Annotated in this window: 15 protein-coding genes; 8 read left to right on the top strand and 7 right to left on the bottom strand. The window is 66.1% G+C overall.

Features of this window, described 5'->3' with window-relative positions; all coding sequences use genetic code 11:
* Window position 1 precedes the first annotated feature (1 nt).
* Together leuB and recO are read right to left on the bottom strand one after the other, a co-directional pair.
* Entirely contained in the window at window positions 2–1,057 is a 1,056-nt protein-coding gene (gene leuB / locus AC3EDY_RS10665) for a 3-isopropylmalate dehydrogenase (protein ID WP_488572477.1), read from the bottom strand.
* Window positions 1,058–1,069: 12 nt separating this feature from the next.
* Window positions 1,070–1,687, bottom strand: a complete 618-nt coding sequence (recO, locus tag AC3EDY_RS10660) for a DNA repair protein RecO (RefSeq protein ID WP_488572476.1) — start codon at window positions 1,685–1,687, stop codon at window positions 1,070–1,072.
* Window positions 1,688–1,788: 101 nt separating this feature from the next.
* Between recO and apaG the strand changes: the two genes are divergently transcribed.
* The 3 genes from apaG (at window position 1,789) to AC3EDY_RS10645 (ending at window position 5,174) form a co-directional block, all read left to right on the top strand.
* Window positions 1,789–2,187: a Co2+/Mg2+ efflux protein ApaG gene (gene apaG / locus AC3EDY_RS10655; protein ID WP_488572475.1), complete on the top strand. Its 399-nt coding sequence runs from the start codon at window positions 1,789–1,791 to the stop codon at window positions 2,185–2,187.
* A 25-nt stretch (window positions 2,188–2,212) separates the two neighbouring features.
* A complete protein-coding gene (locus AC3EDY_RS10650; RefSeq protein ID WP_488572474.1) occupies window positions 2,213–3,037 on the top strand; it encodes a LysR family transcriptional regulator in 825 nt (274 codons plus the stop codon).
* 211 nt (window positions 3,038–3,248) lie between these two features.
* On the top strand, window positions 3,249–5,174 hold the full coding sequence (locus AC3EDY_RS10645; protein WP_488572473.1) for a putative bifunctional diguanylate cyclase/phosphodiesterase: 1,926 nt from the start codon (window positions 3,249–3,251) through the stop codon (window positions 5,172–5,174).
* 34 nt (window positions 5,175–5,208) lie between these two features.
* Here the strand turns inward: AC3EDY_RS10645 and AC3EDY_RS10640 are convergent, their stop codons facing one another.
* Window positions 5,209–6,453 carry a multidrug effflux MFS transporter gene (locus tag AC3EDY_RS10640; protein ID WP_488572472.1) on the bottom strand — a complete coding sequence of 415 codons (1,245 nt, stop codon included), beginning with the start codon at window positions 6,451–6,453 and terminating at the stop codon, window positions 5,209–5,211.
* Window positions 6,454–6,580: 127 nt separating this feature from the next.
* Here AC3EDY_RS10640 and dinB point away from each other — a divergent pair, with 127 nt between their 5' ends.
* On the top strand, window positions 6,581–7,711 hold the full coding sequence (gene dinB / locus AC3EDY_RS10635) for a DNA polymerase IV (RefSeq protein ID WP_488572471.1): 1,131 nt from the start codon (window positions 6,581–6,583) through the stop codon (window positions 7,709–7,711).
* Here the strand turns inward: dinB and AC3EDY_RS10630 are convergent.
* The 3 genes from AC3EDY_RS10630 to nhaA form a co-directional block, all read right to left on the bottom strand.
* Window positions 7,700–8,239: an NUDIX domain-containing protein gene (locus AC3EDY_RS10630; protein WP_488572470.1), complete on the bottom strand. Its 540-nt coding sequence runs from the start codon at window positions 8,237–8,239 to the stop codon at window positions 7,700–7,702. The two genes, dinB and AC3EDY_RS10630, sit on opposite strands and share 12 nt — an antisense overlap.
* The gene (locus AC3EDY_RS10625; protein WP_488572469.1) at window positions 8,185–8,640 is read right to left on the bottom strand and encodes a Dps family protein; all 456 of its coding nucleotides are present in this window, start codon (window positions 8,638–8,640) and stop codon (window positions 8,185–8,187) included. The genes AC3EDY_RS10630 and AC3EDY_RS10625 overlap by 55 nt, the downstream gene beginning before the upstream one ends.
* A gap of 128 nt (window positions 8,641–8,768) precedes the next feature.
* The gene (gene nhaA / locus AC3EDY_RS10620) at window positions 8,769–9,959 is read right to left on the bottom strand and encodes a Na+/H+ antiporter NhaA (protein WP_488572468.1); all 1,191 of its coding nucleotides are present in this window, start codon (window positions 9,957–9,959) and stop codon (window positions 8,769–8,771) included.
* Between the two features lie 105 nt (window positions 9,960–10,064).
* Here nhaA and AC3EDY_RS10615 point away from each other — a divergent pair, with 105 nt between their 5' ends.
* Together AC3EDY_RS10615 and AC3EDY_RS10610 are read left to right on the top strand one after the other, a co-directional pair.
* Window positions 10,065–11,516 carry a glycosyl transferase family protein gene (locus AC3EDY_RS10615; protein ID WP_488572467.1) on the top strand — a complete coding sequence of 484 codons (1,452 nt, stop codon included), beginning with the start codon at window positions 10,065–10,067 and terminating at the stop codon, window positions 11,514–11,516.
* Window positions 11,513–11,716, top strand: coding sequence for a hypothetical protein (locus AC3EDY_RS10610; protein ID WP_488572466.1), 204 nt, complete (start codon window positions 11,513–11,515; stop codon window positions 11,714–11,716). Before AC3EDY_RS10615 ends, AC3EDY_RS10610 begins: the two co-directional genes overlap by 4 nt.
* Before the next feature lie 66 nt (window positions 11,717–11,782).
* Here AC3EDY_RS10610 and AC3EDY_RS10605 read toward each other — a convergent pair whose 3' ends face one another.
* The gene (locus tag AC3EDY_RS10605; protein WP_488572465.1) at window positions 11,783–14,101 is read right to left on the bottom strand and encodes a bifunctional diguanylate cyclase/phosphodiesterase; all 2,319 of its coding nucleotides are present in this window, start codon (window positions 14,099–14,101) and stop codon (window positions 11,783–11,785) included.
* 570 nt (window positions 14,102–14,671) lie between these two features.
* Between AC3EDY_RS10605 and AC3EDY_RS10600 the strand changes: the two genes are divergently transcribed.
* Window positions 14,672–15,586, top strand: coding sequence for a sulfite exporter TauE/SafE family protein (locus AC3EDY_RS10600; RefSeq protein ID WP_488572464.1), 915 nt, complete (start codon window positions 14,672–14,674; stop codon window positions 15,584–15,586).
* A 14-nt stretch (window positions 15,587–15,600) separates the two neighbouring features.
* Entirely contained in the window at window positions 15,601–16,356 is a 756-nt protein-coding gene (locus AC3EDY_RS10595) for a TIGR02186 family protein (RefSeq protein ID WP_488572463.1), read from the top strand.
* The last annotated feature ends 56 nt before the right edge of the window (window positions 16,357–16,412 follow it).

The raw sequence follows: 16,412 nt of genomic DNA, 5'->3' as shown, positions 1-16,412 counted from the left end.
CTTACAGCTTTGCAAGCACGGCGTCACCAATTTCCGCTGTGCCGGCCACCCCGCCCAGATCGCGGCCCAGCACGCCCTCGGCCAGCGTGGCCGCCACGGCCGCCTCGATCCTGTCGGCGGCATCGGCCATGCCCAGCGAATGGCGCAGCAGCATGGCGGCAGAAAGGATCGTCGCCATCGGATTGGCCAGGCCCTGGCCGGCGATGTCGGGCGCCGAGCCGTGGATCGGCTCATAAAGCCCGAACGTGCCGTGCGCGGTCTGCCGTTCGCCGAGCGAGGCCGAAGCCAGCAGGCCGATCGAGCCGACGCACATGCTCGCCTGGTCCGACAGGATATCGCCGAACAGATTGCCGGTCACCACCACGTCGAACTTGCCCGGCGCGCGCACCAGCTGCATCGCGGCATTGTCGACATACATGTGTTCGAGCACGACCTCGGGATAATCCCGGGCCACTTCCACGATCACGTCACGCCACAACTGCGAGGTTTCCAGCACGTTGGCCTTGTCCACCGAGCACAGGCGCCGGCCCCGGCCCATCGCGGCGCGGAAAGCGACATGGGCGATGCGGCGCACTTCGCTTTCGCTGTATGACATGATGTCATAGCCTTCGCGCTCGCCGCCGGCGGTCTGGCGAAAGCCCTTTTCCCCGAAATAGACGTCACCGTTCAATTCCCGCACGATCAGCAGGTCGATCGTGCCGGCCACTTCCGGGCGCAGCGCGGAATGGCGTTCCAGGCCGGGAAAGACCCGGGCCGGGCGCAGATTGGCAAAAAGGGTCAGTGCCTTGCGCAGGCCCAGGATCGCCTGTTCGGGGCGCAGGTGACGGTCGAGCGCATCGCATTCGGGATCGCCCACCGCACCGAACAGGATCGCGTCGGCAGCTTCGGCCAGCGCCAGCGTCGCGGGCGGCAGGGGATGGCCGGCGGCCTTGTAGGCGCAGCCGCCGACCGGCGCTTCTTCCATGGCGATGCCAAGATCCAGCGCTTCGATCACGCGCACCGCTTCACGCGTCACTTCCGGGCCGATGCCGTCGCCAGGCAAAACCGCAATTTTCATGGTGGAGCCTTCTCAATCCGATCCGATGCGTTTCAGCCGTTCCAGCAGAATCGCGCGCGCCGCCATAACATCGCGCTGCCGTTCGGCAAGCAGCTGGCTGGCAATGGCCGGGCCCTGCCGGTCCAGCTGGCGCAGAACGGCGGCCCAATCCTGTGCGGCGGGCGGGGCCGGCCCCAGGCCCTGGCCCGCCTCGCGCAGCAGCAAGGTTTCATAGGCGGCCAGTGCCCGTGCCCAGCCGCGCGCCGAGGGAGCCATGCAGATGGCATCGAGCAAGGCCGATAGCGCCGCGTGAATGGCGGGCAGGGGTAGCCCCTGGGGCAGGGCGGCCGCGCTCAGCGCGCAGGCCCAGGCGATGCCGGCGCTGGCCAGCGGCTCGCCCAGCCAGGGCCCACGGCTGGCCACCAGCTCCACGCGCACGGCGGGCAGGCGCGTTTCGCCCCGCCGCGTCAGATCGGCCGCCACCAGGTTTCCGGGTATCAGCACAGGGCGCAAGGCGCGCCCTCTTGCGCCGGCGACATAAGCCGCCATCAGACCCGTTTCCGCGCCTAACAGGCGCACGACGGCGCCCGTTTCGCCGTGGGGCAGCACGGCGCAGACGATGAAAGGGGGAAGGGGCTGTTCGGTAACCACCTGCCGGCTGTGCCGCGTGCCTGGCTCCGGGGCAAGCGCTGTGCGGGCAAAGTCCATTTCGGGCATTGGAACCACGGCGCAACTGCGTTATCCTAGCGCGGATGAAGCAGCTTTTTCAGCACGCCGCGATCACGCATGGGGTAACCGTCCGGGTGGCGGTCAACTTCCTGCCGGAACAATCGCGCGTGGCGGCCGGCAAGTGGTTCTGGGTCTATCACATCCGCATCGAGAACGATTCGAGCGAGGCGATCCAGCTGATCATGCGGCACTGGCGGATCACCGACGGGCAAGGCCAGGTCAGCTTCATCGATGGCGAAGGCGTGGTGGGCGAACAACCCCGGCTCGAATCCGGCCAGACGCATGATTACGTGTCCGGCTGCCCGCTGGGCACGCCCACCGGCAGCATGGAGGGGCATTATACCATGCGCCGCGACGACGGCAGCGTGTTCCAGGTGGCCATTCCGTTCTTTCCGCTGGCCGCCCCGGCCACGGCCAACTGATTATCAGGCAGGGGCAGAAACATCCATGAAGCGGACCCATCTCCCGCTCAACGGGCTGCGCGTGCTCGATGCCGCCGCCCGCCATCTCTCGTTCACCCGGGCGGCCGACGAACTGGCCGTGACCCCGGCGGCCGTGGGGCAGCAGATCCGCGCGCTGGAAGACTTGCTTGGCGTCGTGCTGTTCCGCCGCACGTCAAAGGGGCTGGAACTGACGGACGAGGCGGCTGCCGGGCTCGATGCCATCCGCGAGGGGTTCCTGCGTTTCGAAGAAGGCGTGCAGGCCATGCAGGCCGGCCAGTCCAGCCACGTCTATACCATCGCCTGCCCGCGCGATTTCTTCGCCGCCTGGTTCAGCCAGCGCCTGGCCGCGTTTCGCGCCGAGAACCCGGCCCTGCGCTTTTCGCTGGTCGGCGGGGACGGCGACATCGATTTTACCGAGGCCAATCTCGATCTGGCGGTGCGCTGGGCCGAAGGACCGGGTGATCTGGAAGGTATTCCGCTGGGGGCACCCGAGACGGTGATCGTGGCCGCGCCAGGCTTTACCGACATTACCCAGGACAACGGCGACGGTGCCTGGATCGGCTGGCCCGGCGATCCGTCACCGGCGGGCGAAGGGCGCGAAGTGGCTTTTTCGGTGGGCGATGCGGGCACCGCGATCAGCGCCGCCGCGGCGGGCCTCGGCAAAGCCCGCGTGCCGTATCTGCTGGCCGAATTCGCGCTGTCCACCGGCCGCGTCGTGGCGCTGGGCGAGGTCGAAAACGGGCGGCGTGGCTACTGGCTGGTAGCGCCGTTGCCCCAGTGGCGGCAAAAGAAAGTCAAAGCCCTGGTGGCGGCGCTGGCTGCATCCTGAAGCGCAGCGCGCGCTGCGGCGTGCATTCCTGTTGAAATTCCCTGCATGGCTGGCCGCATGCATACCACCTGTTAACTTGATTGGCCTTATCGCCATCGTCATGGATGGCCTCAGCATATTACCTCAGGCGCCAGAAAATGCTGGGAAAATCCCGGCAGATGGGCCGGACCGGTCTTCACGCCAGTGCACGCGTTCGGCCAGGCTGAAAGCGTTGGTCGGCTCGGTCGTCGGCGGCACGCGCTGGCGTGGCAATCGCGGCGAAACGATGGTAGCGTCCTATGCGCACAACCTGTCGCGCCGCCTGCCTTTCCTTTCCTTGCTGTCGGCGCTTGGCACGGCCCTGGTCATCCTGCGCTTCATGGGCACGGTGCCCTGGCCCAATCTGATGCCGGGCGTGGTAGTGGTGATCTTGTCATTCAAGCGGGCCTGGCATTGGTTGCCGGGCCAGGTCGCGCGCCGGCCACTGGCCATGCGCCGCGAGGATATCGTCAACCTGCCGACAAGCATCGCCATCGTTTCGCTTTTTGCGGTTTCATGGGCGCTCAACCTCTATTGCGTGGGCACCGAGGCGCAGCGCGCGCTGGTGCGCATGCTGCTGTCGGTCATCTCGATCGCAGGCGTGCTGGGGCTGGCCCATGCGCCGGCGGCGGCAGCCCGCCTGATGGTGATTTTCACCGCACCGGCCTGCGTCGTCTATCTGCTCGCGGATGGGCCGACCGTGTGGCCGGTCTTGGTTGTCCTGATCACCGCCAATATCATGGTTTTGCTGATGACCTTCGGCTTTCACGCCGATTTCGTGCGACTGGAACTTTCGCAGCAGCTGCTGGCCCGGCGCGAACGGATGGCGGCGCGGCTGGCGGAAAACAATTTCCAGCAGGCCACGCGCGATTCGCTGACCGGCGGCCTCAACCGCCGGGCGATTCTGGCGCGCCTTGGCCAGGAAGTGGCGCGGCAGGACGGGCCGCAGCCCTGGCTGGCGCTGCTCGATCTCGACGGGTTCAAGCATATCAACGATACCTATGGCCATGCCGCCGGCGACGATGTGCTGCGCGCCGTATCGACCCGGATCGGGGCTGTTGCCGGTGTCATCGCACACGGGCGCCTGGGCGGCGATGAATTCGCCATACTGTTCGATGGCGCTCTCGACCAGGCGGGCGTCGCCATGGCGGCCGGCGATCTGGCCCAGGCCGTGCGCGAACCGGTGGTGCACAACGGCGTCACGCTCAAGCTTCACGCTTCGACCGGCATTCATCGCCTGGTCGGCCAGGGCGTCACCGCGTGCCTGGAACGCGCCGACGCGGCGCTCTACAAGGCGAAGCGACGCGGCGAAGGCGCGATCGTGCTGTTCAGCGCCGACGACGAAGTCGCGCTGCAAAACCGCGCGGCCATGACCCGCCAATTCCACGGATGCCGGTTGGACGATCGGTTGCGGCTGCTGTATCAACCTTTCTACGACGTGGATACCAAGGCCATTGTCGGCTTCGAAGCCTTTGCCCGCTGGTCGCCCGACGGCCAGACCTGGCTGGCGCCGGGCGAATTCATGGCATTGGCCGCCGCCACCGGCCGTACCGGCGAACTGACCCGCGCGGTGCTGGCCCGTACGCTGGTCGAATGCGATGCGTGGCGCCATGGCCTGACCATCGCCATCAATCTCAGCCCGCGCGACGTGATCCGCGAAGGTGCGGTCGAATCGCTCGATCGGCTGGTGCGCGATGCTGGTGCCGATCCTGCCCGTTTCCTGCTGGAAATGAACGAGGCGGCGCTGCTGGCCGATCCACGCCGCGCCAGGGCCCAGCTCGATGCGTTCCGCGCGGCCGGGTTCCGCCTGGCGCTCGACGATTTCGGCGCCGGCTGGTCCAGCCTTTCCCAGTTGCGCGATCTGCCGCTCGACATGGTCAAGATCGACCGCGCGCTGACCGCCGCCCTGTCCAGCGATCCCGGCGCGCGCGCAACCGTGGGCACGATCGTGTCCTTTGCCTGGCAACTGGGCATCGAATGCATGATCGAGGGCGTGGAGGAGGAAATCCAGATGGAAACCGCCCGCGGGCTGGGCATTCGCCTGATGCAGGGATACCATTTCGCCCGCCCGGAACAGGCTGTCGTCGCCCTGGCCGGCATGCACCGCGCCGTCGCGTGATCGGGGCGGGGCGTTTCCTGGCCAAAGCTTGGTATCAGTGTGGGATATCCGCGAGGATGCGTTCGCCGCCCGGGGGGATAAGCCGGCGAAACAGGCGCCCGCGCTCGCTATAGAGCACCAGGCCCAGCGAAAGCAGACCCGAGATCAGGAAGGCCAGCGCCAGGGGCCGGGCGCTGCCGTCATAGGCTTGCCCGATGGCAATGCCGATCAGCGAGCCTATCAGCGTGCGCATGAACATCTGCATCGAGCTGGCGGCCCCGGCGGTACGGGCAAAAGGCTGCAGCGCGATCGAGCTGAAATTGGCGCCGATGAAGCCCAAGGCACAGATATTGGCCGCGATCACCGGCATGAACGTCAGCAGCGTCTGGTGCGGGCTGAACGCCAGATAGACTTGCAGCCCGCTCAGGCCGATACAGATAAGCAGGGCCGTCTGCGACACGCGCCTGGCACCAAAGCGCTCGACGATGCGCGCGTTGAAGAAGTTGGAAAACGATAGCGATAGCGCCGTCGCGCCGAACAGCAGCGGAAAATAGCGGCCGGCGCCAAAGTGTTCGGCAACGAGCTGCTGGGAAGAGCTGATATAGCCGAACATGGCCCCCATAACGAGTGCCGCGCCCACGACATAGCCGGCCGAGGAACGCTCGATCGCCGAGTGGATCATGTTGCGCGCGATCGTCGTCGGCTCGATCGCCTGGCGGTTTGCCGGATCGAGCGTCTCGGGCAGGCGCAGGAAGACCCAGACGCCCATGGCGGCCGAAAGCAAGGCCAGCACGCCGAAAATCCACCGCCATCCGGCAAACAGCAGCACGACCTGGCCGATACTGGGCGCGAGCATCGGCACGACCATGAACACGGTGGAAACCGTGGACAACGTGCGGGCCATCTGATCGCCGGCAAACCGATCGCGCACGATAGCGGCCGGCAGCACGGCCACGCCCGCGGTGGCTATCGCATGCAGCGCGCGCAGAACCAGCAGCGCATCGAAATCGGGCACCAGGGCGCAACCCAGCGCCAGCACGACATAGAACGTGATCGAAACCAGCAGTACCGGGCGGCGGCCATAACGATCAGCCAGCGCGCCGGGGATCAGCGAGCCGATCCCCACCGAAACCAGGAACACGCCCACCACCAGTTGCCGGCGATTGGGATCGCTGACCCCCAGATCATGGGCAATCTGCCCAAGGCCGGGGAGCATGGCGTCGATCGCCAGCGCCTGAAGCGCCATGAGCATGGCCATCATGGCGATGAATTCGCGGCCGCCCAACGTTCTGGTCGCCACAACGCTGATAGGGGGCCGCGCGGCTGGATGATCGGGTTGCATGGCGGGCCTATGGCAGGCGGGAAGCGGCAATCCAAGGTTTTGTTGCGGTTTTTCGGCGAGAAATATGGCATGAGGGCTGCGCGCCATGCCCGTGCCCCGATCCCCGTCCCCCGCCCTCGACGACAGTGCCGACAGCGCACCAGGCCTGCGCAAGATCATCCATGTCGATATGGATGCCTTCTATGCCAGCGTCGAACAGCGCGATGCGCCCGAATTGCGGGGCAGGCCGGTGGCGGTCGGCGGCAGCGCGGCGCGCGGCGTGGTGGCCGCGGCCAGTTACGAAGCGCGGGCCTTCGGCGTCCGTTCGGCCATGCCCTCGACCCGTGCCGTCCAGTTGTGCCCCGATCTGGTTTTCCGCCGGCCGCGGTTCGACGTCTATCGCCAGGTTTCACAGCAGATCCGCGCGATTTTCCTGGATTATACGCCCGATGTCGAACCGCTTTCGCTCGATGAGGCCTATCTTGACGTGACGCGTGATCGGCGCGGGATCGGTTCGGCCACGCGCATTGCCGAACTGATCCGCCAGCGCATCCGCGCCGAGACCGGGCTGACCGCCAGCGCCGGGGTTTCCTACAACAAGTTCCTGGCCAAGCTGGCAAGCGATCAGAACAAGCCCGATGGCCTGTGCGTGATCCGCCCGGGCGAAGGTGCGGCGTTCGTTGCGGGGCTGCCTGTGGCGCGGTTTCACGGCATCGGGCCGCGCGGCGCGGCGAAGATGGCGGCGCTGGGCATCGCCACGGGCGCCGATCTGCGCGCCATGGGCTTGGCGGCCCTGCGCCAGCACTTCGGCGTGCAGGCGGAATATCTCTATCGCGCGGCGCGGGGCATAGACCTGCGCGTCGTGAAAGCCGATCGCCCGCGCAAGTCGGTGGGCGCGGAACGCACGTTCGATCGCGATCTGTCCTCCGGCCCGGTTCTGCGCGAAACTCTCGAGACGATTGTCGATCTGGCCTGGGATCGGGTCGCGCGAGCCAAAGCGACAGGGCGCACGGTCACTCTGAAGCTGAAATTCAGCGATTTTTCGGTAATGAGCCGGGCACGTTCCATTTCCACCCCGATTGCCAGCCGCGAGGCCCTGGCCGATATCGCGCGCGGTCTGCTCGCCCAGGTGCTGCCGCTGCCGCAACCTGTGCGGCTGATGGGCGTGACGCTTTCGGCGCTTGACGAAAGCGGCCAGGCCGAACCGGCCCCGGGCCAGGCAGAGCTACCGTTCTGAAGGCGGTTGCGCCATTTGTCGCCACAGGTCGATCATCTCGCGCGTGGCGGGGTTGGTGGTGGCGGGCAGGGCTGCGACCGGAAAGAACGCTGCGGCAAGCAGTTCGCGTCCATCGGCGCGGGGCTGGCCATGCGCTGTCCCGGCCACCAGGGCGATCTGGTTGAGCCAGCCGCCGCGATCGCGAAGATGATCGGTGACGTGTATCGCGTCCGCCAGCCTGCAGCCGGTCTCTTCGGCCAATTCCCGGGCTGCGGCGGCAACCGCACTTTCCCCGCGTGCCAGCCCGCCGCCGGGCAGCATCCAGGCCGCGCTGTCGTAGTAGCTGTGCCGCACCAGCAGCACGTGCCCTGCCGCATTGCGTGCCACGATCATGCAGCCGGGCACCGGCACAGCGCGCCAGCGCCACCACGCCACGCGCAGGCGGTGGGCCAGGCGCAGCGCGGCGTGGAGCAGCGGGCGTGGAAAAGCGCGGCTCAGGCGAGGATCTGGCTGAGGAACCAGACGCGCTGCTGGGCCTGGTCGGTCCAATCGTCAGACGCGCCTTCGGTGGCATTGTCGCCCGCGGCGGTGGCGGCCGCCTTTACCTTGCGGATCGTTTCCACCAGGGCGGCGTTGTCGTCGCGCAGCGACCGGACCATGTCCAGCGCGCCGACGTTGTCGCGATCGTCATCCTCGACGGAGGTTTTGGCGGCGATGGAGCCGATCGAAGTGAGCGTGGTGCCGCCGTTCTTGCGCACGCGTTCGCCAACGATGTCGGTCAGCGCGAAGATTTCGGCGGCCTGCTCGTCAAACAGCAGGTGCAGATCGCGGAATTGCGGGCCGGCGACATGCCAGTGGTAATTCTTGGTCTTGAGGTAAAGCGCGAAGAAATCGGCGAGCAGCCCGTTGAGGCTGTCGATGAGTGCCTTGTTTGCATTGTCGCCCGGCATGGTGAAACCCCTTTTCCGTTGCTTGGCTGGGAACCTTCATACGCCATAGATACATGAAAGTTTCATGCAATTGCGGGTTTACAAAGATCGGCGGCGTCGATCACGCGGGCGCTGGCCGGGCGCGCCGATCATGCCGCCGCGCGGGGTGCGAGCCGCAGCACTGCCGCCCCGGCCAGGGCCGACAGCAGCGATCCACCAAGAATGCCCAGCTTGGCTTCCTCCGCAAGAGCGGGATGGGCTGGAAAAGCCAGGGCGGCAATGAACAGGCTCATCGTGAAGCCCACGCCACACAGCAGCGCCATGCCCCACAGGTGCAGGATGCCTGCACCGGCGGGGCGCGGTGCCAGACCCAGGCGTTCTGCCGCCAGAACTGCGCCCAGTATCCCCGCCTGCTTGCCCAGGAACAGCCCCCCGGCAATCGCCAGCGGCAAAGGCGCAAACAGGCCCGCGAGGCCCGTCTCACCCAGCTCCACCCCGGCGTTGGCAAGACCGAACAAAGGCACGACGAAAAAGCCGTTGACCGGCACCAACCGGTGTTCCAGCCGCAGCAGGGGACTATCGCCCCGCGCGTCGAGCCCGATCGGCACGGTCAGGGCAGCCAGCACCCCGGCCACCGTGGCGTGGACGCCCGATTGCAGGACGCACAGCCACAGCACCACGGCAAGGACGGCATAGGGCCGGATGCGGGTCACCCCCGCGCGGTTGACAAGGACCAGAATGGCAAAGACACCCGCGGCCGCGGCCAGCCAGGCCCAAAGCACCGTGCCGGTATAGAAAACCGCGATCACCATGACCGCGCCCAGATCGTCCACCACCGCCACCGTAAGCAGGAACAGACGGATCGATGGCGGCGCGCGGCGGCCGACCAGCGCAAGCACACCCATGGCAAAGGCGATATCGGTGGCCGCGGGAATTGCCCAGCCGCGATAGAGTTCCGGGTCGCCCCGGCTAAGCGCCAGGAAGACCACGGCCGGCAAGACCATCCCTGCAAGCGCGGCAAGCACCGGCAGGCGCCGCCGCCGCGCATCGGACAGCGCGCCGTTGATGACCTCGCGCTTGATTTCGAGCCCGACCACGAAAAAGAACAGAGCCATCAGCCCGTCGTCTATCCAGGCATGCACGCTGTCGAGCCTAGGCAGGAGCGCATGCGGCAGTGGCGCATGCAGCACCATATGAAACGCGTGATGCAGCGGCGAGTTGGCCAGAACGATCGCCAGGCCCGCACAGATCATCAGCAGGACGCCGGGCGCGGCTTCGTTGCGCATCATCCGGCGCAGTGCCGATTTGGGCCGCATGTCGGCATGCTGCGATCGTGCCATATTCGAATCATTCCTGAGAGTTGCCCACGTTGCCATGGGTCGCGCCGCGCCGTAGGTTGGCATTGGGGGTGCTTGCCGTCAAACGGGGGTAAGGGCAAATTGGGTATGCTATCGCTGTCCACGGCCTGGCTGTGGCTGGATGTGCTACAGCGCGAGCTTTTGCTTTTTGCTGCAGTCTGGCTGGCCATCGGCGCGTGCGAGGAGTGGGGGATCGACGCGCTGTGGGCCTGGCTGAAAATCACCGGCCGCGCTGGCACCAGGCATCTGCCGAGTGACCCTGTCGCGCCTGCGGGGCGGCAGGCGATGAATAGCGATGCGGCTGGGGATAGCGATGCGGCTGGGGATAGCGATGCGGCTGGCCTGCGCGGAACTGCTGCGGTCTTCGTGCCCGCCTGGGCCGAAGCGGCCGTGGTGGCCGCGATGATCGAACATTGCCTGGCGGTCTGGCCCCATGCCGGCCTGCGGCTTTATGTCGGCTGCTACCGCAACGATCCCGCAACGCTGGCGGCGATCATGCACAGTGCCCACGATCCGCGGTTGCGCATCGTGGTACACGATCGCCACGGGCCGACGACCAAAGCCGATTGCCTCAACCGTCTCTATGCGGCGCTGATGGCTGACGAAGCACGCAGCGGCGTCCGCGTGCGCAGCGTGATCGTGCAGGACGCAGCCGATATGGTGCACCCCCTGGCCCTGGACCTGCTCGACGCTGCGCTCGACGATGCGGATTGCGTGGTTCTGCCCGTGCGCCCGGAACCGCAGGCCGGATCGCGCTGGATCGCCGGGCACTATTGCGATGAGTTTGCCACCAGGCAGGCCCGCGTCATGGCCGTGCGCAACTGGCTGGGCGGGGGTGCGCCCATGATCGGCGCAAGCTGCGCGATCGCGCGGCCGGTGCTTGCCACCATGGCCAGGCTTGGCCAGGGGCACGGCCCGTTCGCAGCCGACAGCCTGACCGAACATTACGAATTCGGCCTGGCCCTTGCGGACATCGGCGGTGTCACGCGGGTTCTTCGGGTGCGTGACGCGCGCGGCCAGCTGATCGCCACCCGCAGGCTGTTCCCGACCTGCTTCGACACCGTGTTGCGCCAGAAAGCGCGCTGGATGCACGGCATCGCGTTGCAAGGATGGGATCGGATGGGCTGGCGCGCCAGCCTGCCCGACCTGTGGATGCGGCTGCGCGATCGGCGCGGGCCGATGGTGGCCATGGTGCTGCTGACCGTTTACGGCTGGTTCGCATTGTTGCCGATCGTGGCCCTGGGGCGGGCGAGAGGCCTGTTGCCGGCACCCGATCCGGACCCGGGAATGACCGGCCTGCTGGCGTTCGATGCCGTGGCGATCGTATGGCGCCTGATCCTGTGCGGGCTGCTCACCGGGCGCGAATACGGCTGGGGCGAGGGGCTGCGCGCGATCGTCCGCACGCCGTTGCGCCACGCCATCGTCATCCTGGCGGCGCGGCGGGCCGTGATCGCCTATCTTTCGACGCTCAGGACCGGCAGTGTGGCCTGGGAACATGAAGCCCATGTTCAACGGCGTTTGCGGATCGCAACCGCATGATCGACACCGGTGCCAAGCGGCGTGCCCGCCCGGCGCGGCGCGGACGGCCCCTGCGCACGCTGGGGCTGGTGCTTGGCGGCTGGGCCATGCTGCGGTTGACCCTGCTGCACTTTGTTCTGCCGGTGGTCGGCATTGCTCTGGTACCGCACAAGCCGGCCAGCGCCCCGATCCCGCTTTCGGCAGAGACGGCCGGAAACTGACGATCCTGCCACTGCAAATCCGGAGCCGGCGACCGCACTGTTCCTTGCCGCGCCCATTTCTTCGCCCTATTTCTTGCGCATCGCCGCATAACGCCGGATGTTGACCGGTTTTCCCGGGCTTGCGACGGGCAGCGCATCGACCGGGACCGGTCTGCCGAAGAAATATCCTTGCGCTTGCGAGCAGCCTTCTTCGGTGACCATCCGTCGCTGCGCTTCCGTTTCGACGCCTTCGGCCACCACGGGCAAGTCCAGACTGCGGCCAAGGCCGACGATCGCACGAATGATCGACCGCGCCGCGGCGTCATCGGACATCGCCGAAACGAAGCTGCGGTCGATCTTGATCTTGTCGAACGGGAAACTGCGCAGGTTGCTGAGCGACGAATAGCCAGTGCCGAAATCGTCCATCGCGATCCTGACACCAAGCGCCTTGATTTCATGCAGCATTTTGACAGTGGATCCCTTGTTTCGCAACAGCGCGCTTTCGGTGATCTCCAGCTCCAGGCGCGTAGGGTCGAGGCCCGTTTCGGCAAGCGCCGCCTGGACCACGCTGCCCAGGTTGGCGAGCTGGACCTGGATCGGCGAGACGTTCACCGCCAGCGTCACTTCGCTGGGCCAGCCTAGCGCGTCGCGGCAGGCTTTGCGCAGCACCCATTCGCCGATCTGCAGGATCAGGCCGATCTCTTCGGCAATGGGAATGAAGATTTCGGACGGCACGTCGCCGCGGACGGGATGCGTCCACCGCAGCAGCGCTTCATAGCCGACAATCGCGCCGTCGACGGTGTCGATCAGCGGCTGGTATGCCAGCGAGAACTGGTCGCGCACGAGCGCGTGGCGCAGGTCCTGTTCGAGTTCCCGTCGCTCGCGGATTTCAGCATCCATGCCCGCGTCGAAGAAACACGCCGTGCCGCGCTCTCTGCCCTTGGCCCGGTACAGCGCGACGTCGGCATTGCGGCGCAAAACCTCGGCACTGCTCGCGTCGTTGGGATAAAACGAAATGCCGATCGAAACGCCAACGGCTGTCGGATCGAGCGCGACGTTCATTTCCGCGGCAAAGGTGGCGAGAATGCGGTTGGCAAGGGCTTGGGCCGCTTGTGGTTGCGGCCCGTCGACCTGAAGGATCAGGAACTCGTCGCCGCCGATGCGCGCCACCACATCCCGGGGCCGGATGACGCTTTGCAGAATTTTGGCGACGCGCTGCAGAACTTCGTCGCCCACCGCGTGGCCGAAGATGTCATTGACCGCCTTGAACCGATCGAGATCGAGTGCCAGCAAAGCGCATTGACCAGGATGCGTGGCATCGGAGATCAATCGGAATATGCGGTTTTCGATCAGGGCACGATTGGGCAGCAGCGTCAAAGGATCATGCTGCGCCAGGAACTCGATCTCACGCAGCGCCTGCTTCTTTTCCGTCAGATCACGGACAGCCAGGACCTCGCAATCCCGTCCACGATACTCGATCGGGTGCGCTTCGACTTCGAACACCTGATCCGGCTGCGCAGCGATCGGTATCGATTCGACCGCCTTGCCGACCGGATATGCAAGCGGCTTTCCGTCCGGCCCCAGCAACCAGTCGCCGGGGGGAGAACCGGACAGAGCGGCTTCCGGCACGCCAAGCATCCGCTGCAACCGGGCGTTGCTGTAGACCACGACGCCGTCTTGCACGATCGCCAGGCCTTCCATCGTCGCATCGGCAAGGCCGCGCAGATCGGTCAGCAACCTGTCCAGCACGGCACCGATGGCAATCAGCAGCACGACCAGAACGGTCGCGGCAAGCGTCGCCGTGACCAGCCACTGCGAATTGGGCACGCCGCCCATCGTCAGGATCCGGGCGTCGGGAAGGAATCGCGTCGCCGTCATGGCCACGAAATGCAGGGCAAGGACGGCAGCCTGCGCGCATAGCGCCGGCACGACGAGCTGTCGCCAGCCCGACAAGCGGTTGAACGCCAGAAAGCCGAGCGCGAAACCGAGGCAACTGACCAGGAACCCGCCAGCCACCATGTTCCAGTCATAGACGATCCGTGCCGGCACGATGACCGCCGCCATGCCGGTGAAGTGCATGATGCCCACGCCCAGCGACGCGATGATGCCGGCGGCGATGGCCCGGCCCACACTGCTATTCCGGCCCAGTACCGTCAACGCGCTGACGAAAAAGGCGATGCACAGCAGGGTCGAAATTCCCGTGAGCGCAATGTCGAAGCTCATCGGCAAGACGCCGTCATAGGCCAGCATCGCCACGAAATGCGTTGTCCAGACGCTGATGCCGCCCGCCATGGCCGCAAGGGCCGACCATTGGCCGGCGCGATGACAGGAACATTCGCGCGAACGCTGCAGCAGAAAGAACAGGGCGAAACTGCCGATCACCCAGCATAGGGCGGCATGAATCACGGTCGTCAAATCGTGCTGACGCACAACACATTCATAAACCGCGAACATGCGCTGCTCCAATTTCTACGAAGCAGCGATACGGTGTTTTGATTAACATTAATTCGCGGCCGGTCTGTTGCGATTACAGCTACACCGACGGTGTGCGGGCACGCGCCGGTATTACCGTTTGGTCGGGACGAACGAACTGCAATATGACGGGATGGTGCAAATTACTGAAAAAAATTACCTTATATTGAAAAGATTGCGCCGACGAAAATGCCGCGCGTGAATGCATCGTGATTAATTTTGTGTGCAAAGGTTCCTCCGGCATTCTTTCATGGGTTTGAGTGGACAAACGCCTGCCATATTGGATGCAACGGCTGTCTGGATGGCAGGCGACTCATGGACGAACCAGCTGCGGCTTGCACGCAACGCCGGCGCGCCAAAGCAGGGCCGACCGGTGGCGCCCGGCCTGCCGGCGGCGCGCCCCCACAGTGCCATCCGGCCATCGTTAAGCAAACACGGTGAATTTCGTGGGATGAAGCCGGTGGCGGTTCCTTTGCGCGGTCGGCCGCGCTAGGAGGGCAGGCGATGGATGTCTACCTTCCCATCGCCAATCTGGCGGTCAACGGCCTGGTGATCGTCGGCCTTGGCGCGATCACCGGGCTGCTGTCTGGCATGTTCGGCGTGGGCGGCGGGTTTCTGACCACGCCGCTGCTGATCTTTTACGGCGTGCCGCCCACCGTGGCGGCGGCTTCGGCGGCCAGCCAGGTGACCGGGGCAAGCGTTTCGGGCGCCTTTGCCCATGCCCGGCGCGGCGGGATCGATTATCACATGGGCGCGGTGCTGGTGGCGGGCGGCGTGCTGGGCACGGGCATCGGCGCCGTGCTGTTCCGCCTGCTGCAGGCGCTGGGCCAGATCGATACGGTCATCAACATCCTTTACGTTCTGCTGCTGGGCGGTATCGGCGGATTGATGGCGCATGAAAGCGTCGCAGCCTTGCGCGCACAGCGGCGCGGGATGGCCCAGCCGGCGCGCCGGCGAAGGCACCATCCCCTGGTGGCCAGCCTGCCGCTGCGCTGGCGGTTCTATCGTTCGGGGCTGTACATCTCGCCCCTGGCGCCGCTCGTTCTGGGCATGGCCACGGGCATTCTCACCATGTTGATGGGCATCGGTGGCGGGTTCATCCTGGTTCCCGCGATGCTCTATATCCTGGGCATGAGCACAAACGTGGTCGTCGGTACGTCGCTGTTCCAGATCCTGTTCGTGACCATGGCCACCACGATGATGCACGCGCTGACTACGCGCGCCGTTGATATCGTCCTGGCCGGGCTTCTTCTCGTCGGTTCGGTTTCCGGGGCGCAGTTCGGCGCGCAGTTCGCGCAGAAGGCCAGGCCCGAGCAACTGCGCCTGATCCTGGCCCTGATCGTTCTGGCCGTGGCGCTGCGCATGGCGCTGGGCCTGGGCTATCGTCCGGACGAAATCTTTACCGTGGTGCCGTTGTGAGCGGAGCGCGGGCCATGGCGGCCATCCTGCTGGCGCTGCCGGCCTGGCTCGTGCTCGGCGGGGCACGCGCGCCGATCCTCGTGCCGGAGATTTCGCAACACCAGGTCGAAGTGCGCCAGGGCTTCACCGGGGCCGACCTTCTGCTCTTCGGCGCGATCCTCGATCCGGGAGGCACGCGCGCGGCGCAGGATTACGATATCGTCGTAGTGCTGAAAGGACCGGTCCAATCCATCGTGCTGCGCGAAAAGCGCAAGGTGGCGGGAATCTGGGTCAACGCGGCAAGCAGCGAGCTGCGCTCCGCCCCCAGTTTCTTTGCCCTGGCATCGTCGCGGCCGGTGCGCGAGATCGTCGATGACAAGACCGCAGCGATCTATGAACTGGGCCTCGACCGGTTGCAGCTTTCCCCGATCGGGGCGATCGATCCGGCGCGACAGCGGCATTTTGCCGATGGTCTGGTCGATCTGATGCGCCGGCAGGGCCTTTATCGCGAGGATGGCCACGGCGTGACGATCAGCGGCCAGGTGCTCTATCAGGCGCGCATCGCGCTGCCCTCGCAAGTGCGGACCGGGACCTACACTGCCGAAACGTTCGCTATCCGGCAGGGCCGCGTGATCACTTCGGCGGTCACGCGCGTCGAGGTGTCGAAGCAGGGTTTCGAGCGCTTCGTCGCCGATCAGGCGGAAGGAAACGGCCTGCTCTACGGCTTGTTTGCCGTGCTGGTTTCGGTGGGCATGGGCTGGATCGCCGGGCGCCTGTTCGCGCTGGTATGAGGCGCGGGGCGCGGGCTGCAATCGTGGCTTAGTCCAACGTTAACCTTCCGGACCCT

This window comes from Novosphingobium sp. DS6-6 (assembly GCF_057784975.1).
The sequence above is the reverse complement of the archived record's forward strand: the minus strand, read 5'-3'. Positions and strand labels throughout refer to the sequence as shown.

Bases quoted from the DNA above. Each gene is read 5' to 3' on its own strand.
- leuB (WP_488572477.1), bottom strand. From the start codon at position 1,057: ATGAAAATTGCGGTTTTGCCTGGCGACGGCATCGGCCCGGAAGTGACG.
- apaG (WP_488572475.1), top strand. From the start codon at position 1,789: ATGAAGCAGCTTTTTCAGCACGCCGCGATCACGCATGGGGTAACCGTC.
- AC3EDY_RS10650 (WP_488572474.1), top strand. From the start codon at position 2,213: ATGAAGCGGACCCATCTCCCGCTCAACGGGCTGCGCGTGCTCGATGCC.
- dinB (WP_488572471.1), top strand. From the start codon at position 6,581: ATGCCCGTGCCCCGATCCCCGTCCCCCGCCCTCGACGACAGTGCCGAC.
- AC3EDY_RS10625 (WP_488572469.1), bottom strand. From the start codon at position 8,640: ATGCCGGGCGACAATGCAAACAAGGCACTCATCGACAGCCTCAACGGG.
- nhaA (WP_488572468.1), bottom strand. From the start codon at position 9,959: ATGGCACGATCGCAGCATGCCGACATGCGGCCCAAATCGGCACTGCGC.
- AC3EDY_RS10615 (WP_488572467.1), top strand. From the start codon at position 10,065: ATGCTATCGCTGTCCACGGCCTGGCTGTGGCTGGATGTGCTACAGCGC.
- AC3EDY_RS10610 (WP_488572466.1), top strand. From the start codon at position 11,513: ATGATCGACACCGGTGCCAAGCGGCGTGCCCGCCCGGCGCGGCGCGGA.
- AC3EDY_RS10600 (WP_488572464.1), top strand. From the start codon at position 14,672: ATGGATGTCTACCTTCCCATCGCCAATCTGGCGGTCAACGGCCTGGTG.
- AC3EDY_RS10595 (WP_488572463.1), top strand. From the start codon at position 15,601: ATGGCGGCCATCCTGCTGGCGCTGCCGGCCTGGCTCGTGCTCGGCGGG.